Annotated in this window: 12 protein-coding genes; 4 read left to right on the top strand and 8 right to left on the bottom strand. The window is 61.2% G+C overall.

Going from position 1 to position 26,880, the window contains the following annotated elements:
• Positions 1-327 precede the first annotated feature (327 nt).
• The 5 genes from AB4N80_RS04180 to AB4N80_RS04160 all read right to left on the bottom strand — a co-directional run bounded on the left by AB4N80_RS04180 (position 328) and on the right by AB4N80_RS04160 (position 7,448).
• Complete coding sequence (locus AB4N80_RS04180) at positions 328-792, bottom strand: SRPBCC family protein (RefSeq protein WP_305482387.1); 465 nt, start codon at positions 790-792, stop codon at positions 328-330.
• 32 nt (positions 793-824) lie between these two features.
• Positions 825-4,355 carry an amino acid adenylation domain-containing protein gene (locus AB4N80_RS04175; protein ID WP_460080824.1) on the bottom strand — a complete coding sequence of 1,177 codons (3,531 nt, stop codon included), beginning with the start codon at positions 4,353-4,355 and terminating at the stop codon, positions 825-827.
• Positions 4,356-4,365: 10 nt separating this feature from the next.
• Entirely contained in the window at positions 4,366-5,298 is a 933-nt protein-coding gene (locus tag AB4N80_RS04170) for a diiron oxygenase (protein WP_122566724.1), read from the bottom strand.
• The gene (locus AB4N80_RS04165) at positions 5,295-6,071 is read right to left on the bottom strand and encodes a DUF3050 domain-containing protein (RefSeq protein ID WP_122566723.1); all 777 of its coding nucleotides are present in this window, start codon (positions 6,069-6,071) and stop codon (positions 5,295-5,297) included. Before AB4N80_RS04165 ends, AB4N80_RS04170 begins: the two co-directional genes overlap by 4 nt.
• Positions 6,072-6,755: 684 nt before the next feature.
• Positions 6,756-7,448, bottom strand: a complete 693-nt coding sequence (locus tag AB4N80_RS04160; protein WP_122566722.1) for a GntR family transcriptional regulator — start codon at positions 7,446-7,448, stop codon at positions 6,756-6,758.
• A 271-nt stretch (positions 7,449-7,719) separates the two neighbouring features.
• On the opposite strand from AB4N80_RS04160, the gene lapG reads away from it, so the two are divergent.
• Together lapG and lapD are read left to right on the top strand one after the other, a co-directional pair.
• The gene (gene lapG / locus AB4N80_RS04155; RefSeq protein WP_436278757.1) at positions 7,720-8,343 is read left to right on the top strand and encodes a cysteine protease LapG; all 624 of its coding nucleotides are present in this window, start codon (positions 7,720-7,722) and stop codon (positions 8,341-8,343) included.
• A gap of 14 nt (positions 8,344-8,357) precedes the next feature.
• The gene (gene lapD, locus AB4N80_RS04150; RefSeq protein ID WP_460080821.1) at positions 8,358-10,304 is read left to right on the top strand and encodes a cyclic di-GMP receptor LapD; all 1,947 of its coding nucleotides are present in this window, start codon (positions 8,358-8,360) and stop codon (positions 10,302-10,304) included.
• Between the two features lie 543 nt (positions 10,305-10,847).
• Here lapD and AB4N80_RS04145 read toward each other — a convergent pair.
• A complete protein-coding gene (locus tag AB4N80_RS04145) occupies positions 10,848-11,012 on the bottom strand; it encodes a hypothetical protein (protein WP_163006769.1) in 165 nt (54 codons plus the stop codon).
• A 461-nt stretch (positions 11,013-11,473) separates the two neighbouring features.
• Here AB4N80_RS04145 and AB4N80_RS04140 point away from each other — a divergent pair, with 461 nt between their 5' ends.
• Positions 11,474-11,845, top strand: a complete 372-nt coding sequence (locus AB4N80_RS04140; protein ID WP_122566719.1) for a DUF6124 family protein — start codon at positions 11,474-11,476, stop codon at positions 11,843-11,845.
• 321 nt (positions 11,846-12,166) lie between these two features.
• Here the strand turns inward: AB4N80_RS04140 and AB4N80_RS04135 are convergent, their stop codons facing one another.
• Together AB4N80_RS04135 and AB4N80_RS04130 are read right to left on the bottom strand one after the other, a co-directional pair.
• Positions 12,167-12,505 (bottom strand): tryptophan synthase subunit beta, encoded by a 339-nt coding sequence (locus tag AB4N80_RS04135; protein ID WP_122566718.1) that lies wholly within the window; start codon positions 12,503-12,505, stop codon positions 12,167-12,169.
• A gap of 259 nt (positions 12,506-12,764) precedes the next feature.
• The gene (locus AB4N80_RS04130) at positions 12,765-25,166 is read right to left on the bottom strand and encodes a retention module-containing protein (RefSeq protein ID WP_460090551.1); all 12,402 of its coding nucleotides are present in this window, start codon (positions 25,164-25,166) and stop codon (positions 12,765-12,767) included.
• A 357-nt stretch (positions 25,167-25,523) separates the two neighbouring features.
• On the opposite strand from AB4N80_RS04130, the gene AB4N80_RS04125 reads away from it, so the two are divergent.
• Positions 25,524-26,873 carry a TolC family outer membrane protein gene (locus AB4N80_RS04125; protein WP_122565123.1) on the top strand — a complete coding sequence of 450 codons (1,350 nt, stop codon included), beginning with the start codon at positions 25,524-25,526 and terminating at the stop codon, positions 26,871-26,873.
• The last annotated feature ends 7 nt before the right edge of the window (positions 26,874-26,880 follow it).

Raw genomic sequence — 26,880 nt, 5'->3', positions numbered from 1 at the left:
AGTCGTAAAGCCAACCAACGCGGTCCGCCTGCAAGCATGCTGGGGCCTGCTGCGCAGGCCAGCGGGAGCAAGTTCCCTCGCCACGGATGCTGGGTTGAATGGTCCACCGCCATCGCGAGCAAGCTTGCTCCCACAGGGGACTGGCGGTGGACCTGGGGTTCGCATCCACCTCTGCTTCCACAGGGGATGGTTGGTGAGCCTGAATCTTGGGTTCACTCCAGCTCAGTGTGGGAGCGAGCTTGCTCGCGATGGCGGCAGTCCAGTCAAATTACTGCAAACTGACCCACCGCTTTCGCGAGCAAGCCCGCTCCCACAGGGCATTGCCGCTTACTTGAACATCCCCTGCACATTCCCCATCGCCTCATCGGCGAAGCCCTGGAGGAAATCCCTGAAGCCCAATGGCGTATGGGCGTCGGTGTGGTCGGCGATGATGGTCCAGGTGGCGCGGCAGCGGTTGTCCGCCAGGGGTTCGACGCGCATGGCCGCCCACAGGTTGTCGATGCCCAGGGTGTTGTAGATCAGCGTCCAGGTCATGTGCATGGCCTGGTCGTCACGGCTGTTGAGCTGTTCCACCACCAGGTTCTGCCCATCGCGGAAGAATTTCTTGCGCAGGGACCTCACGCCCTTGCCGGTCATTTCGATGTGCTCCAGTGCCGGGATGAATTGATCGAAGCCGCCAAAATTACCCACGATGTTCCAGACGCGTGCCGCATCAGCCGCGACCTCCACCGAGGTTTCGACCTGGCAGGCGTGGGGGTTCTTGATCAGGGTGTCGGGTTGAAATGCACTCATGGTCTTGCTCCTTGCTTTGGGTTGAGGGTGTTTCAGATGAAGTCGATGGCCTTGAGGTAATCGGCGCCGCGCCGCAGCAGGGCCGGGGATTTTTCCGGGTAGCTGGCGCCCATCTGCCGCACGCCGGCGCGGGCGTTGTCGTGGCTGATCAGCGAGATGTCGCCGATGTCTTCCTCGAAGCCGTTGAGGTAGAAACCCAGCACGCCAAACAACGCATTGTCGGCATCGACCCGAGCCAGTTGCCGTTGCCACTCGGCGACGCTCACCAGGGAAAACTCCCGGCCGCTGTCGCGGAACGACGCCACATAAGCGTCCCAGCTCAACGGCTGCGGGTTGTGCAGGTTGAACACCGCTTGGGTGGGCTGGTAGCGGCTGGCGTGGAAGGCGATAAAGCGGGCCAGGAAATCCACCGGCATCAGGTCGAAATTGAGGGACAGGTCCGGCACCTGGCCGAGCTGGATCGAGCCCTTGAGCATCAGCATCAGCCGATTTTTATGGGGCTGGCAGACCCCGGTCAGGCTGTTGAAGCTGATGTTGCCGGGGCGGAACAGATTGACCCAAACCCCGCGATCACGGGCCCGTTGCAGGATCCGTTCGCCGACCCATTTGGACAGGTTGTAGCCGTTCTTGATGTAGATCGGCGGCGTCTCGGCGGCAGGCTGTTCCAGCACCTGGCCATCGGCATCCAGGGCACTGGAGGCGGACAACGTGGAGACGAAGTTGAAGATTTTCTTGCTACGTCCTTCACACAGGCGCAGGCACTCGAAAATCGGCTCCACGTTGTCCCGCGCCAGGGACTCGTAGTCGAGCACATGGTTGACGTGGGCCGCGTTGTGCACCAGCGCGCCGAAGGTGCGGTCGATGCGGGCGTAGACGTCGTCGGGCAAACCCAATTGCGGTTGGGTGATGTCGGCGGCATAGACGCTGACGCGGTCCAGGTCCAGGTGGGTCAGGTGATTGTCCCGCAGGGCCTGGGAGAAACGCTCGGCCGCGCTGTGCTCAGCGCTGGCGCGCACCAGGCACGCGACTTCGGTGGCGCCCCAGGCCAGCAGCGCCTCGACGATGTGCACGCCGAGAAAGCTGTTGGCGCCGGTCACCAGCACCTTGTGCACATCGCCGCATTGGCTGATGGGCAGCGGATCGAGGTTGAGCTCCGCCTCGGCATCGATGAACGCCTGGGGGCTGAGGACCGATGCGCCGCTGTGCTCCGGGTCGTCGAGCAACTTCGCCAAGGTCATCAGCGTCGGCGCCTCGATGAAGCGGTTGATCGACAGGCTGCGGCCGAACGCCTGGCGGATGCTCAGCAACAGTCGCGACAGCAGGATCGAGTGCCCGCCGAGGTTGAAGAAGCTTTCGTCGGTGGCGATATCGTTGACCGGCAGTTCAAGCAGCTCGGCCCACAGTTGCTGCAGCTGTGTCTCCAGGGCATTTTGCGGCTGCCGGCGTTGGTCGTCCACGTGCACCTGCACCGCCATGGCGAGCAATGCCCGGCGATCGACCTTGCCGTTGCTGGTGTAGGGCAGGCTGGGCAATTCGACATAGGCCGCCGGGTGCATGTAGCTGGGCAAGCTGTTTTGCACATGCTCGCGCAACGCCTGGAGGGCGGCGCCGGGGTGCGTTTGTTCGGGGTGAACCAGGAACGCCAGGATCCGCCGCCGTTCATCGACTCCCACCGCTACCTGGCGAAACAACTGGCTATCGCGCAGGCAGTGCTCGATCTCCTCGGGTTCGACCCGAAAACCGCGGATCTTCACCTGGTTATCGCGGCGGCCACACAGTTCGATGCCGCTGTCGGTCCACTGGCCGATGTCGCCGGTGCGATAGGCCCGCAGCGTTTGCCCGGTGGGCAGCGTCAGGTCGAGGTAACGCGTCGCGGTCAGCGTCGGATCGTTCAGATAGCCCAGGCCGACGCCCGGCCCGGCGATGTATAACTCGCCGGGGACACCTTGGGGCACCGGTTGCAACTGTTCGTCCAGGATCAGCACCCGGCCATTGGCGATGGGCACGCCGAGGTTGCGGTTGTTGTCGCCGACGCCGAATTGCCGCGTAGTCGCCAGCACCGTAGTTTCAGTCGGGCCGTAGATGTTGTGGAACCGGCATTGCGGCGCGAGCTGTTCGATCACGAACGGCTCGCAGACATCGCCCCCGGTGATCAGGTGCGCCAGGCCCAGCGGTGCATCCAGGGGCATGACGCTCAGCAGCGCAGGCGGCAGAAAGGCGTGGCTGACGTGCTGCTGGTGAATCAACGCGACCAATTGCTGCGGATCACGGCGTTGGTCTTCGCTGGGCACCACCAGCAAGGCGCCGTGGATGAAGGTCGGCAGGATATCCAGGAGTGACGCGTCAAAGTTGATGGTGGAAAACTGCAACGCCCGGCTGTCGCGCCGCAGCCCGACGTAGTCGCCGTACCAGGCACAGAAATGGCTGAGGTTGCGATGGCTGAGCAACACGCCTTTGGGCTGGCCGGTGGTGCCGGAGGTGTAGATCGCCACGGCCGGTTCGTCGCCGTCCAGCGTACGACGGATCAGCGAAGCCGGGATGCCGGGCTTGGGCGCTGGCAGTTGGTGGACATTCAGCGTTGGCACCGAGAGGTCGCCGAGGTCGCTGTCGCCGTCGTGCAGCAACAGGTCCGCCTGGGCATTTTCCAGGATAAAGCGCCGACGTTGCGCCGGGTGCTGCGGGTCCAGCGGCAGGTACACCGCCCCGCAACCCAGCACCGCCAGGATCGCCGCGTACAGGTGTGCGGACTTGGGCAGGCACACACCGATCACCTTGTGGGAGGAAGGCCTGTGGGAGGAAGGCTTGCCCCCGATGAACGATGACGCGGTTTGTTTGAGAGCATCGGTGTCTTCATCGCGGGCAAGCCTTGCTCCCACAGGTTCTCCAACAGCTCCTTTCCCATGTTCTGCTCGGTGCAGTATTTCCAGCATCGGTTGCTGCAACCTCAGCGCCAGGCGGCGCAAGGATTTGTAGTCGATCAATTGCCCATCGACCCACAGGGCGGGTTGCGTCGCGTCATCGAGCAGACGCTGTTCGATGCTGTGCATCACCGGTACGTCGGCGGCGGCCAGCAGCCAGGGCACCGGCGGCCGATTGAGGCCGTGCTCGAAAGCCAGTGGCTCCAGCGCATCGAGCCCGAGCTGGGGCTGGTCGATAGCGTCAGCGTGTAGTGTCGGCCAGTGATCGAAGCAGTTTTCGTCCCGGGAGAACTGGCTGACCAGCCGTGCGCCGGTTTCGACCACTGTTGCCAACGTACGCAGGCGCAAGGACTGACCATTGCCATCGCGTTGCGGCGCGATCACGTCCTGGCACAACAGCCGCTGCGCGCCGTCGCGAAAGACCAGCACCGGTTGCGGCAATGCCTCGCCGGGCAGCGTGCGTAGCGCCACGCGGATCTGGAGGTATGAACGGGCTTCAATGGCTCGCGGTGTCGTCCCGTCGTCGATCAACAGGTCGACCGGCGATTGGAGGTCCACTACACCGTGGCCGTGCAGTTCCAGTTCCCGGGCCAGTTCGGTCATGGCCTGGCTGGTGCCAGGCACTGCAATGTCGAGGCGTCTCATCGAAAGGTCCTCATGGGGTCAGGTAATCAGCGAGGGCGTCGCGTACGCAGGGGGACGCGAGCATCGAGCTGCCGCGGAAAAAACGCGTGATATTGCCCACCAACGGGTGAAAACGATTGATCGGATACGCCAGCGCACTGGCGTCTTCACGCAGTGATTGGCGTACCGATTCGTCGACGGGCAGGTGCGCGATCAGCTCGAAATCGAACGCTTGCTGCAGGTCGCTCGCCAGGTACTGGGCGATGAAACCGGGCATCAGGCACGCGATCGCCGAGCGGTCCTCTTCGGGGGCGGTGCGCCAGTAGATCTGCACCAGTCGCGTCCAGAAACCGGAGTGCCGGCCCTCGTCGAGCAAGTGATCGGCCATCAGTCCCTTGATCGAGGCCTTGACCGAATCGTCCCGGGCGAAGGCGGCCACTTCGTTGGTCACGGTGTTCTCGGCAATGGCGATGCAGATCAGCTCCACGGCGCTGAGCAAATGCTCCGGCGCCTGGGCCAGGGTCGCCGGTATGGCGCGGCTGAGTTCGATCTGCCCAGGCAACGGGATGGGATCGATGCCGGTCATGTCGATGGTCTGTTGCATGAAGTCCATCGCCACCAGTGCGTGGTAATCCTCGTCCACCACCACGGTCATCGCGTCGTAGCGGCAGGCGAACGGGAATTCGATGCCGAAGCGGTTCTTGGCGATGCGCCGGGCGGTGTGGTCCACCAGTTCGGTCTCGAAAATCACCACGTCGTTGATGAACTTGTAGAGGCTTTGCACCAGCACAAAGTCGCGCAACTGCGGGCAGTGGCTGAGGAAGGTCTGGCTGTGCACCAGCGGCTGGCGGCTCATGGGGAAGATCAGTTTGTCGTCGTCTTCGACCCGGCGCCGTGGCCGGGTACGGATGGTGGCGCGGCTTTCCCAGGCGTCGGCGAAGGATTGGTATTCGACGGCGTTCATGGCGTCACCTGTGCAACCGGTTGGGCCATGCTCTGGCGCAGGCCGTCCCACAAGGCCGCGCGGCTGTGGACGGCGGCGAGCGCGGCGGCCAGGACCTCGGTTTCGCGCTGCGGGTCGCCATCGATCAGCCGCGCCAAGAGTTTTTCTGCCGCCGGCCCGTGGTCTTCGGAATCGACTTCGATGTGCCGTTGCAGGTAGTAACGAAAGGTCGGTGCCTGGTCCAGGCCAATGCCCCAGGCGTCGAGCATGCGCTGGAACATCTGCGGGATGACACTCTCGCGACCATGTACAAACGCGGCGGCCACGCTGTGGGCCGGGGCGTGCAGGGCGGTGTGCAGGGTCTGGCGGACGAACCGCGCCGCCGCCGGCTCGACTTCGACACTGTCCAGCGCGGTCTCTGGGCTGACGCCTTCCTGCTGCAGGGTGATGAACTGCTCGATTGCGCGGGTATCGGCGCCGATTTCCCGCATGGCGTCCAGGTACAGTTCGAAATGGCTGCAATAGCCGGCGCCAGGGCGGTCATCCGACTCCTCCCCCAGCACGATCTCATTGATCAAGCGGGCCGCGTGGGGATCGGCTGGCGGCAGCCAAGGCAACTGGACACAGGTGAGTTCGCGTTGCAGTCGCTTGGTCAGCGACATGAAGTCCCAGACGGCAAAGACATGGCTTTCCATAAAACGGCGTAACAGATCGATTGATGTAATCTCGGAAAAAACCGGGTGTTGACCAAGTTCCTGCTTTTTCAGAGATAGTTGTTCTTTGGATGGCTGCATTGGAACGTCCTCATCAATGATGTTTTGTCCGGAAGGCGGCTCGTTATTTAATTAGGGCGAGCGGGTGCCTGAACCGGAATCCATGAATTGCCAAAGTGGCTTAAGTATTCTCTTTTAATCGTTATGTCGGCTTCTTATGCCTGTATTTGCTGAGCTTGGTGCAAGTCGAAAGGGCCGCCAGTAACGCGGCGAATAAAAAATTAATACAGGTAACAAGTAGGCGGCAAGTGTTTTTTTAATTATTTAAAGTTGGCTTTTTATTGGGCGTGAAGAGGCTCTTTAAAACTTTTTATATAAGTTTTATTGGCGCGAAGAGGCTCCTTCCGATTTAGCGAGATCAGAATCGAATAGTTCGAGTGAATGCCTCACTCGGAGCACTTCAGGGATCGGGGAGTTAAGAGGTTTTATGTTATGGGCAGGACGTCGGTCGGACTTCCGATCATCCCGCCGGTTGGACGACGCTCCTTGCGTATTGGCTTCGATTCGTCTGGCCTTAGCCAGGCGTTGACTTCTTCAGGTCTGTTTTGAATCGACAAGCGCAAGAGTGAGCCCAAATCGATGGCAGTGCCATTGAACTGATGGGGCGACGAGTCGCGGCCACGGCGAGGCCGTGCCGCGCTGGCGGCAAGTGAATCGGAAGGATATGTAAGAAATTTTTACGCCGGACCGAGCGCCGACGTGAGATCAAGGCTTCGACGGCTGTTCCAGGTACCTGCGCATGGTGACAGAGGCTTTTTCCAGGTGCAGTTCCAGCAATACGATCGCTTTATCGATGTCTTTGGCCCGCGCGGCGTCGAGCAGCGCGCGATGATCGTCCTGGCTCAACTTGCCCAGTCCCATGGACGACAGATGAAAGCGCAGGAAGCGCTCTTCTTCATTGAGCTCGCGCTCGATCAGGTCCAGCAGCTTGCCGTTGGGCGCCTTGTGATACAGCGACATGTGGAACAGCCGGTTGAGCTTGCCGATCTCGGCGTGATTGGTTTCCGTTTCCAGCTGTTCGATGTACTGGGCGGCCAGTGCCAGGTCGCTGTCATCGAGCAGCGGGATGGACAGGCGCAAGGCGAAAGACTCCAGGACCGAACGCAGGGCGTAGGTTTCTACCGCATTGTTGGTGATCAATGGCGCCACGACGGCGCCCTTGTGCTGAACCACATTGAGCAGCGACTGCGCTTCGAGCTGGCGCAACGCCTCGCGTACCGGCATGCGGCTCACGCCGAACAGGTCGGCCAGTTCCTGCTGGCGCAGGGCGGTCCCGCACGGCAGGCGTCCATCGAGGATGGCCTCGCGCAGAGATTCTTCAATGATCGAGCGTGCCTGGTCAGCGGGAATGGGACCGTTGATCTGGATAGTGCTGAGCGGTTTGGGCTTCTGTGTCACGACAACGCACCCTGATTGGTAGTAAAAATTGGATCCAGGCACACGGTAGTTACAGGTTGGTGAACCGTCAAAGTCTCTCGACCGGAGGTTCCTGAACTAAAGTTTAGTCTGCCTGCGGTGATTGCACCTTGCCATTGTCTTTTAGTGGGCCAGGCGTCACCATCCAACGAATTTCCAACGACCCTTATCGGACGTATTTCCCTTGGCTGCACCGTTCCCTGTCCTCAGGTCCTTGCGCTGGCTGTGTTCGGCATTGTTGCTGGCCGGCCTGATGCTGGGCGGTCTGCGGGCCGACTGGGACTTTGCGCAGATCAGCCGGCGGGCGCAAGCGTTATATGGCCCCTTGGGCGAAGGGCAGCAACGGATCGACGCGTGGCAGCAATTGCTGGCGACCCAGAAACAGATCCCGGAACTGGAACAGCTCAAGGTGGTGAACCTGTTTTTCAACAAACAGGTGCGCTACGTGGAAGATATCGACCTGTGGCGTGAAGTCGATTATTGGGAAACGCCGATCCAGGCTTTATGGAAGGGCGCCGGCGATTGCGAAGACTACGCCATCGCCAAGTATTTCAGCCTGCGCCATCTCGGGGTGTCCAGTGACAAGCTGCGCATCACCTACGTCAAGGCCTTGCGGCAGAACCGTGCGCACATGGTGCTCACCTATTACGCCACGCCCGAGGCGATGCCACTGGTACTCGACAGCCTGATCGACGGTATCCAGCCGGCCAGCCAGCGAACCGACTTGCTCCCGGTCTACTCTTTCAATGCCGAAGGGCTGTGGCTGCCGGGCGCCAAGGGCAACAAGAAAGTGGGTGACACCAAGCGCCTGTCCCGGTGGCAGGATGTGTTGAAAAAAATGCAGGCCGAAGGTTTCCCGGTCGAGACGACTAACTAGGAGCGCGCGCTCAGATGTCCTTGTTCAAACAGCTGTTGATCGCTATCTGTCTGTTCCTGGTGGTTGCCTTCAGCGGCAGCTTCATGGTCAGCCTGGAGAGCTCGCGGGCCCAGTACGTCAACCAGTTGCGCTCCCACGCCCAGGACGCGGCCACGGCGCTGGCGCTGTCGTTGACACCGAACATCGACGACCCGGCGATGGTGGAGTTGATGGTCAGCTCGATCTTCGACAGCGGCTACTACGCGACCATCCGCGTGGTCGACGTGGCCACCGACAAGACCCTGGTCGAGCGCACCGGCACGCCGGACGCCGGCAGCGTGCCGCAATGGTTCGTCAAGCTGATCGGCCTGGAACCGGCCGGTGGCGATGCCATCGTCAGCCGCGGCTGGGAGCAGGCGGCGCGGGTCGAGGTGATCAGCCACCCGATGTTCGCCCTCGCCAAGCTGTGGCAGAGCGCCTTGGGCAGCCTGGGCTGGCTGTTGCTGTGTGGCGCCGTGAGCGCGGTGCTGGGGGCCTTGCTGCTGCGTCGCCAGCTCAAGCCGCTGGATTACATGGTGCACCAATCCCATGCTATTGCCCGTCGTGAGTTCTTGAGCCTGCCGGAATTGCCGCGTACCCCTGAATTGCGTCGCGTGGTGCAGGCGATGAACCAGATGGTCGAGAAGCTCAAGGCGCTGTTCCAGGAGCAGGCCGAACGCAGCGAGAAACTGCGGGTCGAGTCCTACCAGGACAACCTCACGGGCCTGGCCAACCGGCGTTATTTCGAAATGCAGCTCAATGCCCGGGTGAGCAACCCGGAGCAGGCCAGCTCCGGTTATCTGCTGTTGTTGCGGGTCAAGGACCTGGCCGGGTTGAACCAGCGGCTGGGTGGGCAGCGCACCGACCAGTTGCTTAAGGCCGTGGGCGAGCAATTGCAGCGTGAATGTGCGCGGTATCCGGAAACCCTCAACCTGGTCACGCGTATTCGCGGCGGCGAGTTCGCGGTGTTGGCACCCGGGCTGGTGCGTGAGGAAGCATTGCAACTGGCGCAGAACCTTGAAGCCGCGTTGGCGAGCCTGCACGCCACCGGCGCGACGGACGTGGCGTCGGTAGCCTCCATCGGGCTGGCGCCGTTCGTCCATGGCGACTCGCCGCAAGCGGTGCTCCAGCTCGGCGACCAGGCCCTGGCCCAGGCCGAAAGCCAGGGCGAACCGGGGTGGGCCTGCCTGGACCACAGTGCCTCGGCGAGCGTCGGCGACGATCACCATGCCTGGCACACGTTGCTCGACCAGGCTTTGAGTCATCAGCGCTTCGAGTTGTACTTCCAGCCGGTGGTGGCTGCCCAGGACACCCAGGTGGTGCTGCATTACAAAGTGCTGTCGCGGCTGTTGGACGAGCAGGGCCAGACCATCCCCGCCGGGCGCTTCCTGCCTTGGTTGGAACGCTTTGGCTGGACCGCGCGCCTGGACCGCTTGATGCTCGAACAGGTGCTCAAGCAAATGGCCGGGCATGAACAATCCCTGGCGTTGAACCTGTCCTCGGCGACCTTGGCCGATCCGCAGGCGCTGAATAAGGTCTTTGAGATCCTGCGGGCGCATTCCAACCTTGGGCCGCGCTTGACCCTGGAGATTGGTGAAGAGCAACTGCCGGAGCAAGCGGTACTGGAGCAGTTGACTCGGCATCTGCGTGAGCTTGGTTTTTCCCTGAGCCTGCAGCGTTTTGGTGGGCGGTTCAGCATGATTGGCAACTTATCGCGGTTGGGGTTGGCTTACCTGAAGATCGATGGCAGTTATATCCGTGCGATTGATCAGGAGAGCGATAAGCGTCTGTTCATCGAGGCGATTCAGCGGGCGGCTCACAGTATTGACCTGCCGTTGATTGCTGAGCGGGTTGAGACGGAGGGGGAGTTGGCGGTGATTCGGGAGATGGGGTTGTTTGGGGTTCAGGGGCAACTGGTTGGAGAGCCTAAGCGTTGGGGGTGAGGCTTTTGATCGAGTACATATCCATTGCTGCGGTAACGGCTGCTTAGGGTTCCGCCCTGACGGCGGCTCACTTTTTTTCAAACGCCAAAAAAAGTAAGCAAAAAAGGCTTGCCCCACCACTCGGTGCCTCGCTAGGGCTCGGCATGCCCTCACTCCGGCATTGCTCCGTGGGCCCGCCGCGAAGGGCCATCCATGGCCCAGCGCGGCTATCCCGGCATCCATGCCGGGATGCCCACTCCACAATGCCTGCGTTCGGCCAGCGTGGTTAACGGGGCCTCCAGATCAAAAGCAAAAGCGAGGCGGCCTTATAGCCGACCTGGCTCTCCCGGTCGTACACCCGTCAGATATGTTTGAGCAGGACCTGTGGGAGCAAAGCTTGCTCGCGAGGCGGCCTGACAGCCGATCTGGCTCTCCCTGTCGTACTCCGATCCCATTGTGGGAGCGAGCTTGCTCGCGATAGCGGTGGTTCAGTCACATGGATGCTGGATTTATCGGCCGCTCCCACAGAAGAAACGCGGTCCCCATAAAGAACCAGGTCGGCTATTAGGCCGCCTCGGGGAGGACGTTGATCTCGGACGCCCCATTAACCACGCTGGCCGAACGCAGGCATTGCGCAGTGGGCACCTCGGCATGGATGCCGAGGTAGCCGCGCTGGGCCATGGATGGCCCTTCGCGGCGGCCCACGGAGCAATGCCGGAGTGAGGGCATGCCGAGCCTAAGCGAGGCACCAAGTGGTGGGGCAGAAGCGCTTTGGTTACTTTCGCGCTTTTCGAAAGTGACCCGCCGTCAGGGCGGAACCCTAAGTGGCCGTTACCGCAAAAACGGATATACACCCCCTCTAAAAGTAACGTCCTAGGAGATTTCCTTCGAGTTGTGGCGAACTTGGTGAACTTGTCCGGCGTCAGCCTCGTGGCTAGTCTGGGTTTGTCACTGAAAAAACGGTGACACGGACGTGCAAGTCCGAAGAAACTGTTTAGGATGCGACGCTACATCGCTTAGGGGCTTTCTTCTGCCCACTGGCTTTATGGCGGCTGCACGCAGGAGATCCTTGGATCTGCTGGGTGTCCTAAACAGGCCCGGTCTTGCACACCTGCGTACGGCCGCCACCCTAATTCGCGTGCAAGCGAACGGTGACGGTTCCCAACTAATTACTGTTTAGGGTATTTCTCATGTTCAAGGTCACACCAAATCCGCCAGGAAGCCCTGGCAACGGCTCTGAAAAATCCTCGAAATCCAAAAAAATCGACGAAGCCGCCGAACGCGTCCTCGACTACTACCTCAATCCCAAACCCACCGATGAAGCCTCGGGAAAAAACCAGACCGCCCAGCTCTTCATGGTCTCCCCGGACATCGACACCGAAACCCTCCTGGCCAATGCCTCCGAAGACCTGCTGTCCATCAGCGCCATCGCCGCCGATCTGGCCGATGACGTCGACGGCTCACGCCGCAGCGTGATCCTGGCGATCAGCCGAATGGCCGATGGGGTGCATTTGTTGGTAGAGCGGGCGATGGATCGGCTGGAGGTTCAAGCGGCGGGCTGACAGGCCTGCGATGGATTGACCATTGCCATCGCGAGCAGGCTCGCTCCCACATTGGATCTGTGTCGAACCGAATATCGAGATCAACACCAATCAACTGTGGGAGCGAGCCTGCTCGCGAAGGCGTCAGCCCAGACAACCCAAAACCTGTGGCGAGGGGATTTATCCCCGCTGGGCTGCGTAGCAGCCCCAGATGCTTAAAGGTGAACTGCCTGATACACCGAGGTGGCTGGTGTTTAGGGCTGCTGCGCAGCCCAGCGGGGATAAATCCCCTCGCCACAGGGTTTGGTGTGCTGCTCAAGCGGGTGTCCGCCCAGTGGTAGCCTAGATCAACCCCTTCTCATCATCATCGATCAACCGGCTCAACCCGCCCAGGGCTTCCCGGGCCTGGGTGCGGTCCATCAGCTTGGCCTGGGCCGCCGGTGGCAGGTCGGTGACGCGGATGACGCCTTTGCTGGTCAGCACCTGGATCAAGTCATCGAGTACCCGGATCATCTCCAGGTCGCTCTGCTTGAGTTGCTTGAGGCTGTTTTCCACCGCCTGGTTGGCGAACCAGTCCTGGATCTCGTGGTTGTCGGCCGGCAAGGTCTCGGTGGCGTCGGCGTAGGCGGTGGCTTCTACGCGCACCAGCAGGCCTTGTGCATCGCGTTGCACATAAAACATCGGGCATCCCTCATGTATGAAGCGGCGTCATGCTGGGCAGCATAGGCCAACTGCAGGGGAGTATGAACACTTATCCGTGGCGAGGGAGCTTGCTCCCGCTGGGCTGCGCTGTAGGAGCTGCCGAGCGAAGCGAGGCTGCGATCTTTCCAAGGCCAGTAGAGTCTCAAGCGAAGATCGAGACCAAGGTCAAAAGATCGCAGCCTTCGGCAGCTCCTACAGCGAGGGAGCAAGCTCCCTCGCCACGGGTTTTGTGTCAGGTTCAGCTGTTGTTGTGATCGACCTTGATGGTCGGGTCGCTGCCGGCGATCAACGAGTTCAGGTTCACGTTCGACCAGTTGTTGCCTTCGAGCTTGATCGTCACGTCCGGTGTCGCTGCGGCACCGTTGGTCCCATTGAATTGGCCGGAAGTGCTGACTTGCAGCGACGACACGCCATCGACCGTACTGATTTTCAGGAAGTGGTCGATGGTGCTGCCGGTTTCACCCTGCAACAGGTCCCGCAGGTCGATCCGGTCGCCTTCGCCGGCGTTGAAGTTCTTGATGACGTCGGTGCCGGTGTCGCCGGACTTCCAGACAAAGGTATCGCCCCCCAGGCCGCCGATCAGGGTGTCATTGCCCTGGCCGCCGATCAGTGTGTCGTTACCCGTGCCACCCAGCAGGATGTCATTGCCCTTGCCACCGTTGAGCGTGTCGTTGCCGCCCTGGCCGAAAATGATGTCGTTGCCGGCGCCGCCCAGCAGGGTGTCGTTGCCATCGTGGGCACCGGACACATCGAACGCAGTGTAGTGCTCGGTGATGTACTGGTGCACGTTGCTGGTGGTGACCTTGCTGACGTCCACGCCGCTCTGTTGGGCGACGAAGGCCTGGATGGCCTGGTAGCCCTCGCCGGCAACGCCGTTGAAGCTCACCAGGTCGCCGAACAGGATGTCGTTGCCTGCACCGCCGTTGACCGTATCGGCACCCGGCAGAGTCGCTTCGGTGTGGCCGATGATGGAGTTGGCCAGGTTGCTCGGGTCGATGTTGGTTTGTGGCTTGCCATCGGAGTCGTAGGGGGCGAGATCGGACAGGGTGACGCCGTTGTTCAGGCCGATGGCTTCAACGTTGCTCAGACCTTTGAGCAGGGTGAAGCTGGCCGTTGAGCCGTCTGCTGCCGAGGAGTCGCCCCACCAGCCGCCGGCCTGGTAGGAGAACTCGAACGTGCCATTGCCCTCGGCATGCACCGTGCCGACGTAGTTTTCATTCCAATTCTTGCCGTTCTTGATCGACAGGAACATGTCCCCATTTTCTTCGATGATGAATTTGTGTGTGCTGTCGATCGTCTGGGTGTAGTACTTGCCAACGGTGTAGTTGGCCGCGCTCAGGACGTCGTCGAGCTTGACGGTGCCGTACAACACTGGGTTCGTCTCTTCGCCGGACTGGTAGCGCGTTGGCTCACCGTCGGTGATGAAATACGTCAGGTTCTTCGCGCCGGTATTGCTCAGGGCCTGGGTGCTGTTGAAGAAGTTTGCGGTGGTCTTGAACACGTCTTCATAGTTGGTATTGCCGCCGGACACCATCGAGTCGAGCACGCTCTTGAGCCGTGTCAGCGCGTTCGGATCGTTGAGGTTGACCGCAACGTTCTTGTTTACCTGGTTATCGAAGTCCGCCAGGAAAATGTTCACAGTCCCTGAGTTGCTGCCCAGGCTCTGCTTGAGGGTGTTGAACACTTGGGTCAACGAGTTCTTCGCGGCGGTGACGGACGAGTCGCTCATGCTGCCGGAGCTGTCGACCATGAAGGCGATGTTGTAGTTGACCCCTGGCACCACGGTCAGCCCGCCGATGTCGGCGACGACGATGTCGTTGCCGTCGGTGCCGGTGACGTTGTCGCTGCCCGACGTGGCGGTGATGGCGTTGTAGGTGGCGGGATACACCGTGACCGGGATGTGCGCCGTGCTGACGGCCGAGCCGCCGAGGGCTTCGGTGGACGTCGAGGTCACGGTCAGGTTGAACTGGCCGTTGTAGTAGGTCGGTGGGGTCAGGGTCAGGCTGCCCAGGTTCCAGCCGGTGACCGAGGCTTCGCCGTTGCTGCCCACGGTCGCGGTATGGCCGGCGCCGTCAGTCAGCACACTGCCTTCGGGTATGCCGCCGATCTTCACGCTCAGGCTTTCGGAACCGTCGGTGTCGGTCAGGGCGGTGGTGATCTTCGACAGGTGCACGCTGGTGCCTTCGGCGCCTTCGTTGAGCTTGAAGCCGTCGTAGTAGCCTTCGCCGTTGGTGCCGTGCAGGTCGGAGACGGTCACGCCCGCGTTCGCCAGGTCGTTCACGCCGGTGTAGAGCGGCACGCCGGCACTGCTCAGGTCCACGGGCGTGCTGCCGTTGACCGACAGGTTCACGTCGTAGCTGCCCGGGCCGGTCTGGTTGTGGTGGTAGATGTCCAGGGTGTAGTAGCCGCTGGTGGTCGGCGTGAACGAACCGTTCAACTGACCGCCCGCACCCCACGTGGTTGCCGCGGCGGTCTTGCCACCGATGGTGACCAGCAGACTGTCATCGCCTACGCCGCTGAAGGTATAGGTCTTGCCGGCTTCGAGGAAGATCAGGCCTGAGGTCTTCGACGCGGTGCCCGGATTGACGTTGCCGTCGTTCTGAACGTTGGTCACGTTGGTGCTGCTGTTCGGCGTGCCGGCGGCATCGATCACCGACTTGAGTGTGCCGGACGGCGCGCCGCTGCCGTCGGTGCCCAGGCCGGACAGGCCGGTCCAGACTTCCTTGATCAAACCGGTGGAGGTCACGTTGTTGCCGGCCACGTTGAGGCTCGGTGCGTCGGCGACCGGGGTGATGTCGATCTTCACGGTGCCGGTATTGCCCAGCGCCTGGCCGTCGGTTGGCTGGAAGCTGATTTGCGCGTAATCGGCCTTTTGATTGCCCACGCCGGCCGGGTTGCCGTTGGCGCCGGACTCGTTGGCATCGGGGGTAAAGCGCAGCTTGCCGGCGTCGATGTCAGCCTTGCTGAAGGTCTGGTTGTTGGCCACGTCCTTCCAGGTTGCGCCGTCCAGGTACTGCAACTTGCCGTCACCCGGCAGCCCGGTGATTTTCACACCCTGGCTGGCGGCGGCGCTGTCCACGTCGCTGATGCCGAACGTCGACCAGCCGAGGACCAGCGAAGTGTCTTCGGTACCGGTCACCGCGCCACCGACGGCTACCGGCGCATCGTTGACCCCAACCACGTTCACGGTGGTGGTCGCTGTGTTCGAGTAGTTGCTGCCGTCGGTCACCGTCACGGTGATGATGCGCGGCACGGTGCTCGGGTCTTCGCTGTTGTTGATGAAGCTGATGTTCTTGATCTGCTGCATGTAGTCGGCCAGCGTCGCATTGCCCGTCAGCGTCAGGACGACCTTGCCGTCGGTGCTGTTGGCGTTGATGCTGATGCCATTGACGCTGTTGCCCAGGTTCAGGGCATCGCCAGGCTGACGATTGGTCAGCACGATGGTGGCGCCGGTCAGCATCGTGCTGTCCGGGTCGGTGATTTTCAGGTCGGTGTCGCCGATGGACACGCCGGGGCCGGCGGTGCCTTCGGTGAAGGTCACCTGGTAGTCGGCACCAGCTTTGCCGCTGGAGTTGTTGGCGTCCAGGTCGAGGACCGGCGGCGCATCGTTGTCGATGATCGAGGTGCTGACGCTGCCGTTGGTGCCGCTGACGGCCAGGTGCTCGAAGTTGCCACCGGTGGCCGAATCGATCTTGACCACGAAGTTTTCGGTGCCTTCGGTGATCTTGTCGTCCAGCGTCGCCACGTTGAAGGTCGCGCTGGTGGCGTTAGCCGGGATCTTCACGGTGTAGACACCGGTGAAGTCCGTGCCGTCGGCGGCGGTGCCGCTGTAGACGATCTTGAGCGTCACCTCGGTTTGTGCCGGGTTCGTCAGGCTGACGGTGTACGTAGCCGCCTGGCCTTCGGTGACCGATGTGCTGCCGGTGATGCTGACGGTGGTGTTGTCGACAGTGTCGCCCACGATCGTCGACGCGCCGGTCTTATCGATACCGATGGCTTCGAGGTTGCCGCCGGAGGCCGATTTGATCGTCTCGGTGATGGACGGTGCACCGGTGTAGACATCGTTGCCGACGGCTACGTCCAACACGCCTGAGCTTGCCCCGGCGGCGATGGTGATGGTTTTGCCGCTGTCGAGGGTGACGGTGACTGGACCGTTTTGTGCGGTGACGGGTTTGCCGTCGGGACCTGTCAGGGTCGCGGTGTAGGTGATCGTGCCGTTTTCGTTCACCGTCGGTGTCGCGGTCAATGTCACGGTGGTGGTGTCGTTGACGTCGCTGACGATGGTGCTGACTGGCGCGGTGTTTGGCGCAATGGCTTCAAGGTTGCCGCCGGATGCACCTTTGATCGACTCGGTGACGGTGGTCGGACCTTGATACACATCGTTGCCAACAGCCACGTCCAACACGCCCGAACTTGCGCCCGCAGCGATGGTGATGGTTTTACCGCTTTCCAACGTCACGGTCACAGGACCGTTTTGCGCGGTGACGGGTTTGCCGTCGGGACCGGTCAGGGTGGCGGTGTAGGTGATGGTGCCGTTTTCGTTCACGGTCGGTGTAGCGGTCAACGTCACGGTGGTGGTGTCGTTGACGTCGCTGACGATGGTGCTGACTGGCGCGGTGTTTGGAGCAATGGCTTCAAGGTTGCCGCCGGATGCACCTTTGATCGACTCGGTGACGGTGGTCGGACCTTGATAGACGTCATTACCAACCGCTACGTCCAGCACGCCCGAGCTTGCACCCGCTGCGATGGTAATGGTCTTGCCGCTTTCCAGCGTGACGGTCACCGGACCGTTCTGCGCGGTGACAGGCTTGCCGTCGGCACCGGTCAGGGTGGCGGTGTAAGTGATGGTGCCGTTTTCGTTCACGGTCGGATTGGCGGTCAATGTCACCGTGGTGGTGTCGTTGACGTCGCTGACGATGGTGCTGACTGGCGCGGTGTTTGGCGCAATGGCTTCCAGGTTGCCGCCGGATGCATCTTTTATCGACTCAGTAACCGTCGTTGGGCCTTGGTAAACGTCGTTGCCGACGGCTACGTCCAACACGCCCGAGCTTGCGCCGGCGGCGATGGTGATGGTTTTGCCGCTTTCCAGGGTAACCGTGACTGGACCATTTTGCGCAATGACGGGTTTGCCGTCGGCACCGGTCAGGGTGGCGGTGTAAGTAATGGTGCCGTTTTCATTTACGGTCGGCGTAGCGGTCAATGTCACCGTGGTGGTGTCGTTGACATCGCTGACGACGGTGCTGACCGGAGCGGTGTTAGGAGCGATAGCTTCGAGGTTGCCGCCGGATGCATCTTTGATCGACTCGGTGACGGTAGTTGGACCTTGGTAAACGTCGTTGCCGACGGCTACATCCAACACGCCCGAGCTTGCACCCGCAGCGATGGTGATGGTCTTGCCGCTGTCCAACGTCACGGTCACCGGACCGTTTTGCGCAATGACGGGTTTGCCGTCGGCACCGGTCAGGGTGGCGGTGTAGGTGATGGTGCCGTTTTCGTTCACGGTCGGTGTAGCGGTCAACGTCACGGTGGTGGTGTCGTTGACGTCGCTAACCACGGTGCTTACTGGCGCTGTGTTTGGAGCAATGGCTTCCAGATTGCCGCCGGATGCATCTTTGATCGACTCAGTTACCGTCGTTGGACCTTGGTAAACATCGTTACCAACAGCGACATCGAGCACGCCCGAGCTTGCGCCGGCAGCGATGGTGATTGTTTTGCCGCTGTCGAGGGTGACGGTCACCGGACCATTTTGTGCGGTGACGGGTTTGCCGTCGGCATCGGTCAGGGTCGCGGTGTAGGTGATCGTGCCGTTTTCGTTCACCGTCGGATTAGCGGTCAATGTCACCGTGGTGGTGTCGTTGACGTCGCTAACCACGGTGCTTACTGGCGCTGTGTTTGGAGCAATGGCTTCCAGATTGCCGCCGGATGCATCTTTGATCGACTCAGTTACCGTCGTTGGACCTTGGTAAACATCGTTACCAACAGCGACATCGAGCACGCCCGAGCTTGCGCCGGCAGCGATGGTGATTGTTTTGCCGCTGTCGAGGGTGACGGTCACCGGACCGTTTTGCGCGGTGACAGGCTTGCCGTCGGCACCGGTCAGGGTGGCGGTGTAGGTGATAGTGCCGTTTTCATTTACGGTCGGATTAGCGGTCAATGTCACCGTGGTGGTGTCGTTGACGTCGCTGACGATGGTGCTGACTGGCGCGGTGTTTGGCGCGATGGCCTCCAGGTTACCGCCCGATGCCGAGGCAATCGACTCGGTAACGGTGGTTGGGCCTTGGTACACGTCGTTGCCAACCGCGACATCGAGCACGCCCGAGCTGGCACCTGCTGCGATAGTGATGGTCTTGCCGCTTTCCAACGTGACGGTCACCGGACCGTTTTGCGCGGTGACGGGTTTGCCGTCGGGACCGGTCAGGGTGGCGGTGTAGGTGATAGTGCCGTTTTCATTTACGGTCGGATTAGCGGTCAATGTCACCGTGGTGGTGTCGTTGATGTCGCTAACCACGGTGCTGACTGGCGCAGTATTTGGAGCAATGGCTTCAAGGTTGCCGCCGGATGCATCTTTGATCGACTCGGTGACGGTGGTCGGACCTTGGTAAACATCGTTACCAACAGCGACATCGAGCACGCCCGAGCTTGCGCCCGCTGCGATGGTAATGGTCTTGCCGCTTTCCAGCGTCACGGTCACCGGACCGTTCTGCGCGGTGACGGGTTTGCCGTCGGGACCGGTCAGGGTCGCGGTGTAGGTGATGGTGCCGTTTTCGTTCACGGTCGGCGTGGCGGTCAACGTCACGGTGGTGGTGTCGTTGACATCGCTAACCACGGTGCTTACTGGCGCTGTGTTTGGAGCAATGGCTTCCAGATTGCCGCCGGATGCATCTTTGATCGACTCAGTAACCGTCGTTGGACCTTGGTACACATCGTTGCCAACAGCCACGTCCAACACGCCCGAACTTGCGCCGGCGGCGATGGTGATCGTTTTGCCGCTTTCCAACGTGACGGTGACCGGACCGTTCTGCGCAGTGACAGGCTTGCCGTCGGCACCGGTCAGGGTGGCGGTGTAAGTGATGGTGCCGTTTTCATTCACGGTCGGCGTAGCGGTCAACGTCACGGTGGTGGTGTCGTTGACATCACTGACGATTGTGCTGACCGGAGCGGTGTTCGGCGCGATGGCTTCGAGGTTGCCACCGGATGCATCTTTGATCGACTCAGTAACCGTCGTTGGACCTTGGTACACATCGTTGCCGACGGCTACGTCGAGCACGCCCGAGCTTGCACCCGCGGCGATGGTGATGGTCTTGCCGCTTTCCAACGTGACGGTCACCGGACCGTTCTGCGCAGTGACAGGCTTGCCGTCGGCATCGGTCAGGGTGGCGGTGTAGGTGATGGTGCCGTTTTCATTCACGGTTGGTGTCGCGGTCAATGTCACCGTGGTGGTGTCGTTGACATCGCTAACGATGGTGCTGACCGGAGCGGTGTTCGGCGCGATGGCTTCGAGATTGCCGCCAGTCGCTTCTTTAATCGATTCGGTAACGGTGGTCGGGCCTTTGTACACATCGTTGCCAACAGCCACGTCCAACACGCCCGAACTTGCGCCGGCGGCGATGGTGATCGTTTTGCCGCTTTCCAACGTGACGGTGACCGGACCGTTCTGCGCGGTGACAGGCTTGCCGTCGGCATCGGTCAGCGTGGCAGTGTAGGTGATCGTGCCGTTTTCATTCACGGTCGGTGTAGCGGTCAACGTCACGGTGGTGGTGTCGTTGACGTCGCTGACGATGGTGCTGACTGGCGCGGTGTTTGGAGCAATGGCTTCAAGGTTGCCGCCGGATGCACCTTTGATCGACTCAGTTACCGTCGTTGGACCTTGGTAAACATCGTTACCAACAGCGACATCGAGCACGCCCGAGCTTGTGCCGGCAGCGATGGTGATTGTTTTGCCGCTGTCGAGGGTGACGGTGACTGGACCGTTTTGTGCGGTGACGGGTTTGCCGTCGGGACCGGTCAGGGTCGCGGTGTAGGTGATGGTGCCGTTTTCGTTCACGGTCGGCGTGGCGGTCAACGTCACGGTGGTGGTGTCGTTGACATCGCTAACCACGGTGCTTACTGGCGCTGTGTTTGGAGCAATGGCTTCCAAGTTGCCGCCGGATGCATCTTTGATCGACTCGGTGACGGTGGTCGGACCTTGATACACGTCGTTGCCGACGGCTACGTCGAGCATGCCCGAGCTCGCGCCGGCGGCGATGGTAATCGTTTTGCCGCTGTCGAGGGTGACAGTGACCGGACCGTTCTGCGCGGTGACGGGTTTGCCATCAGCATCGGTCAGGGTGGCGGTGTAGGTGATGGTGCCGTTTTCATTCACGGTCGGTGTCGCGGTCAACGTCACGGTGGTTGTGTCGTTGACATCGCTGACGACGGTGCTGACTGGCGCTGTGTTTGGAGCAATGGCTTCCAAGTTGCCGCCGGATGCATCTTTGATCGACTCAGTAACCGTCGTTGGACCTTGGTACACATCGTTGCCGACGGCTACGTCGAGCACGCCCGAGCTTGCACCCGCGGCGATGGTGATGGTCTTGCCGCTTTCCAACGTGACGGTCACCGGACCGTTCTGCGCAGTGACAGGCTTGCCGTCGGCATCGGTCAGGGTGGCGGTGTAGGTGATGGTGCTGTTTTCATTCACGGTTGGTGTCGCGGTCAATGTCACCGTGATGGTGTCGTTGACATCGCTAACGATGGTGCTGACCGGAGCGGTGTTCGGCGCGATGGCTTCGAGATTGCCGCCAGTCGCTTCTTTAATCGATTCGGTAACGGTGGTCGGGCCTTTGTACACATCGTTGCCAACAGCCACGTCCAACACGCCCGAACTTGCGCCGGCGGCGATGGTGATCGTTTTGCCGCTTTCCAACGTGACGGTGACCGGACCGTTCTGCGCAGTGACAGGCTTGCCGTCGGCACCGGTCAGGGTGGCGGTGTAAGTGATGGTGCCGTTTTCATTCACGGTCGGCGTAGCGGTCAACGTCACGGTGGTTGTGTCGTTGACATCACTGACGATTGTGCTGACCGGAGCGGTGTTCGGCGCGATGGCTTCGAGGTTGCCACCGGATGCATCTTTGATCGACTCAGTTACCGTCGTTGGACCTTGGTAAACATCGTTACCAACAGCGACATCGAGCACGCCCGAGCTTGCACCTGCGGCGATGGTGATGGTCTTGCCGCTTTCCAACGTCACGGTCACCGGGCCGTTTTGCGCGGTGACGGGTTTGCCATCGGCACCGGTCAAGGTCGCGGTGTAGGTGATGGTGCCGTTTTCATTCACGGTCGGATTGGCGGTCAATGTCACCGTGGTGGTGTCGTTGACGTCGCTAACCACGGTGCTGACTGGGGCAGTATTTGGAGCAATGGCTTCCAAGTTGCCGCCGGATGCATCTTTGATCGACTCGGTGACGGTGGTCGGACCTTGATACACGTCGTTGCCGACAGCCACATCCAGTACGCCCGAACTTGCGCCCGCTGCGATAGTGATGGTTTTGCCGCTGTCCAACGTGACGGTCACCGGACCGTTCTGCGCAGTGACAGGCTTGCCATCGGCACCGGTCAGGGTGGCGGTGTAGGTGATGGTGCCGTTTTCGTTCACGGTCGGCGTAGCGGTCAACGTCACGGTGGTGGTGTCGTTGACATCACTGACGATGGTGCTGACCGGAGCGGTGTTCGGCGCGATGGCTTCGAGGTTGCCACCGGATGCATCTTTGATCGATTCGGTGACGGTGGTGGGACCTTGGTACACGTCGTTGCCGACGGCTACATCCAACACGCCCGAGCTTGCACCCGCGGCGATGGTGATGGTCTTGCCGCTTTCCAACGTCACGGTCACCGGGCCGTTTTGCGCGGTGACGGGTTTGCCATCGGCACCGGTCAAGGTCGCGGTGTAGGTGATGGTGCCGTTTTCATTCACGGTCGGATTGGCGGTCAATGTCACCGTGGTGGTGTCGTTGACGTCGCTGACCACGGTGCTGACTGGAGCGGTGTTTGGAGCAATGGCTTCCAGATTGCCGCCGGATGCATCTTTGATCGACTCAGTAACCGTCGTTGGACCTTGGTACACATCGTTGCCAACAGCCACGTCCAACACGCCCGAACTTGCGCCCGCTGCGATAGTAATGGTTTTACCGCTTTCCAACGTCACGGTCACCGGACCGTTTTGTGCGGTGACAGGCTTGCCGTCGGCACCGGTCAGGGTGGCGGTGTAGGTGATCGTGCCGTTTTCGTTCACGGTCGGCGTAGCGGTCAACGTCACGGTGGTGGTGTCGTTGACGTCGCTGACCACGGTGCTGACTGGAGCGGTATTTGGGGCGATAGCTTCCAGGTTACCGCCCGATGCCGAGGCAATCGACTCGGTAACGGTGGTTGGGCCTTGGTACACGTCGTTACCCACAGCGACATCGAGCACACCCGAGCTTGCGCCGGCAGCGATGGTGATGGTTTTGCCGCTATCGAGCGTGACCGTTACAGGACCATTCTGCGCGGTGACAGGCTTGCCGTCGGCATCGGTCAGCGTGGCAGTGTAAGTGATCGTACCGTTTTCATTCACGGTCGGCGTAGCAGTCAATGTCACGGTAGTGGTGTCTACCGAATCAGTAATCGTAGTGACCGCAGGCGCAGTGCTCGGCACCAGGTTCTCGAAGTTGCCGCCGGTTGCACCGGTAATCGTGGTGCTGACCGTGCTGCCGTTGTTGTAGACGTCATTAGCCGGGGTATCGACGTTAACGGTGCCGGTCGTCTGGCCAGCAGCAATGGTGATGACCGAGCCGTTGCTCAAGGTCACGGTCACCGGAGTCTGAGCCGGGTTGGTCAGTGTCGCGGTGTAGGTGATCTGGCCGCCTTCGGTGATGGTTTCGCTGGCGCTCAGTGTCAGGCCGGTGGTGTCGGCCGAATCGGTAATCGTAGTAACGGCAGGTGCAGTGCTCGGCACCAGGTTCTCAAAGTTGCCACTTGTTGCACCGGTAATGGTGGTGCTGACCGTACTGCCGTTGTTATAGACGTCATTCGCCGGCGTCTCGACGTTAACAGTGCCGGTCGTCTGGCCAGCAGCAATGGTGATGACCGAGCCGTTGCTCAAGGTCACGGTCACCGGAGTCTGAGCCGGGTTGGTCAGAGTGGCGGTGTAGGTAATCTGGCCGCCTTCGGTGATGGTGTTGCTGGCAGTCAAAGTCAGGCCAGTGGTATCCGCCGAATCAGTAATCGTGGTGACCGCAGGCGTAGTGCTCGGCACCAGGTTTTCAAAGTTGCCACCCGTCGCACCGGTAATGGTGGTGCTGACAGTGCTGCCATTGTTGTAGACGTCATTGGCCGGAGTATCGACGTTGACGATGCCAGTGGTCTGGCCAGCAGCGATGGTAATGACCGAGCCGTTGCTCAAGGTCACCGTCACCGGAGTCTGGGCCGGGTTGGTCAGAGTGGCGGTGTAGGTAATCTGGCCGCCTTCGGTGATGGTATTGCTGGCCGTCAGTGTCAGGCCAGTGGTATCCGCCGAATCGGTAATCGTGGTGACCGCAGGCGCAGTGCTCGGTACCAGGTTCTCGAAGTTGCCGCCGGTTGCGCCGGTAATCGTGGTGCTGACCGTGCTGCCGTTGTTGTAGACGTCATTGGCCGGGGTATCGACGTTGACGGTGCCCGTGGTCTGGCCAGCAGCAATGGTAATGACCGAGCCATTGCTCAAGGTCACGGTCACCGGAGTCTGAGCCGGGTTGGTCAGTGTCGCGGTGTAGGTAATCTGGCCGCCTTCGGTGACGGTATTGCCCGCGCTCAGGGTGACGGTGGTGGTGTCGACGGTGTCGGTGATCTGGGTCACGGCCGGCGTGGTGGGTACGGTCACGGCGATGCCGGTACCGCCGGTGGTGCCAGTGACGGTCACACTGATCTGGCTTGGGTCGTTGTAGACCGTGTCATTCGGTGCGAGTGGAACGTTGACGCTGCCGGTCAGCTGACCCGCCGGGATCACGATGACCGCGCCGTTGGACAAGGTTACGGTCAGGTTGGTCTGCGGAGCCTGGGTGACCGTCGCGGTGTACACCAGCACGCCACCGGCCTCGGTCAGGGTCGGCGTGGCGCTCAGGGTCATCGTCGCATTGAGCACGGCGTTGGCGGTCGTATCCGTGGTATCGCCACCCAGGATGTTGTCATCAGTGGCGGCCGCCGCCGCGAGGCCTTCGGTTGGGAAACCGACGGTAGGGTCGACGCTGCCGGCGGTGGCATCCAGCACCACAAAGCTGTGACCGCCACCGGCGGCACCACCCGTACCCGCGGCAGTGGCGCCGGCGGCGGTGGCTTCCAGGGCGGTCGTCGGGTCGACGCCAGCGGCGATGGCTTGTTGCAGCTCTTCTACCGACGGCGCGGCCTGGGCAGTGGCTTGGGCCAGGTCGGTGGACGAGTCCGGGGCATTGGCGCTCCACTGGGTGTCGCGACCCAGGTCCAGGGTGCGGCCATCGGCCAGTTCCAATGTGACGGCGCCGGCAGGGCCGGTGTCCAACTGGTCGCCTACGTTCAGGCGATCACCTTCAATGAGTACGCGCCGGATGCCCTCTGGGGATACGACGAAAACCTGACCAACAATGCTTTTGACAACGGCAATAACACTGCTCATTGAAGACTCTCCGGGTGCCACGCTCAGTAGACTTCCATGGACCCGGCGGCTTGTAGGCAGCAGCGGTCTGGACGTTTATGTTCACAAAGTAAGGTTATTTGACGCTTTTTGATGTCAATATTTTGGCTGCGTTTTCCGAATATTTTGTTTGTGCCAAACTATTGACCTTCTGCCGGCCATCCTAAACAATCGCCGCCGTAATGTCACATTGATATTTAAGCGGCGACCTGTTCTTTCAGTGCGTGTTCCAGCTCCTGTTTTGAACTTTCCGACATACGGTCATTCCGGTTGCCATCATCCGATGCAGCGCCACGTTTCGCTGTGATTCAAGACAAGAGTTCTGGGAATAATCCAACCATGCGTTCGCACCTGCTCAAGGCTTTACCCTTCGCCCTCGCCGCTAGCTTCGTACAAGCACAAACCTTGCCGCAGGCCATGCAGCAGGCTTTGGATGTCCACCCTGAAATCCAGGCCGGTGTGAACAGCCGTCTCGCGGCGGATTACCAACTCAAGGCGGCCAAGGGCGGCTACCTGCCTAGAGTGGACCTTGCAGCCGGGTATGGCCGTGAAGGCACCGACAGCGTCACCACCCGGTCGGGCGGCAATAACCATTGGGAAACTCTGAACCGCAGCGAGTCGAGCCTGCGCCTGTCGCAAATGGTGTTTGACGGTTTTGCGACGTCCAGCGAAGTCGGGCGTCAACAAGCCACCGTCAATGCCCGTGCCTACTCGTTGCTGGACGCTTCCGAGCGCACCGGGTTGACGGTGGCCCAGGTCTACCTGGACGTGTTGACCCGTCGCGAGTTCGTGCGCCTGGCCGAGGAAAACCTCAAGAGCCACGAGCGCATCTTCGACCAGATCAAGCTGCGCACCTCCCGTGGCGTGGGCAGCGGCGCCGACCTGGACCAGGCCGAAGCGCGCATGGCCCAGGCCCGCAACAACCTGATCACCGAGCAAACCAACCTTGCCGATGCCGAGACCAACTACCTCAGTGCCGTCGGCCAACTGCCTGATCAACTGGAGCGTCCAGCCGATTTTCTGGCACTGCTGCCAGCCAACCTGACCGAAGCCCGCGCCCAGATGCTGGAAAACAGCCCGGTGCTGCGTTCGGCCGAAGCCGACATCGCCGCCGCCGAGCAACAGTACGAAGCCGCCAAGTCGAGCTTCTACCCACGCTTCGACGCCGAGTTGGGTCGCACCGCCGACAACGACCTGGACGGCCAGAACGGCCACAACAATGAATGGCAGGCCATGCTGCGCATGCGTTTCAACCTGTATGCCGGTGGCAGCAACAAGGCCGACCTGGAATCCAAGTCGTACCTGTCCAACCAGGCCCTGGACATCCGTAACAACGCGCTGCGCCAGTTGAACGAAGAACTGGGCCTGGCCTGGAACGCCTTGAACAACGCCAACGCCCAGGTGCCGGTAGCCCAGCAATACGTGGATCGCAGCGCCAACGTGCGCACCGCCTACCAGAAGCAGTTCAGCCTCGGCGAGCGAACCCTGCTCGACTTGCTCGACAGCGAAAACGAGCTGTTCAGCGCCTCCCGTCGCCTGGCGGAAATCAAGAATGTGCAGCTGTTCACCCAGTACCGGATCAAGGCAACCATGGGCCAGCTGTTGAAAAGCCAGGGTGTGGTCGCGCCGTTGGCATCGGTTGTGCAGAACGACGTGAAACCCAAGGTCCAGTTGCCTGGGATGAATTGAGTCTTCA

The organism is Pseudomonas sp. H3_A02 (genome assembly GCF_054671965.1).
The sequence above is the reverse complement of the archived record's forward strand: the minus strand, read 5'-3'. Positions and strand labels throughout refer to the sequence as shown.

Coding starts and splice junctions, on each gene's coding strand:
- AB4N80_RS04125 (WP_122565123.1), top strand. CDS start 25,524: ATGCGTTCGCACCTGCTCAAGGCTTTACCCTTCGCCCTCGCCGCTAGC.
- AB4N80_RS04175 (WP_460080824.1), bottom strand. CDS start 4,355: ATGAGACGCCTCGACATTGCAGTGCCTGGCACCAGCCAGGCCATGACC.
- AB4N80_RS04140 (WP_122566719.1), top strand. CDS start 11,474: ATGTTCAAGGTCACACCAAATCCGCCAGGAAGCCCTGGCAACGGCTCT.
- lapG (WP_436278757.1), top strand. CDS start 7,720: ATGCTGGGCGGTCTGCGGGCCGACTGGGACTTTGCGCAGATCAGCCGG.
- AB4N80_RS04135 (WP_122566718.1), bottom strand. CDS start 12,505: ATGTTTTATGTGCAACGCGATGCACAAGGCCTGCTGGTGCGCGTAGAA.
- AB4N80_RS04170 (WP_122566724.1), bottom strand. CDS start 5,298: ATGAACGCCGTCGAATACCAATCCTTCGCCGACGCCTGGGAAAGCCGC.
- AB4N80_RS04145 (WP_163006769.1), bottom strand. CDS start 11,012: ATGCCCTCACTCCGGCATTGCTCCGTGGGCCGCCGCGAAGGGCCATCC.
- AB4N80_RS04165 (WP_122566723.1), bottom strand. CDS start 6,071: ATGCAGCCATCCAAAGAACAACTATCTCTGAAAAAGCAGGAACTTGGT.
- lapD (WP_460080821.1), top strand. CDS start 8,358: ATGTCCTTGTTCAAACAGCTGTTGATCGCTATCTGTCTGTTCCTGGTG.
- AB4N80_RS04180 (WP_305482387.1), bottom strand. CDS start 792: ATGAGTGCATTTCAACCCGACACCCTGATCAAGAACCCCCACGCCTGC.
- AB4N80_RS04130 (WP_460090551.1), bottom strand. CDS start 25,166: ATGAGCAGTGTTATTGCCGTTGTCAAAAGCATTGTTGGTCAGGTTTTC.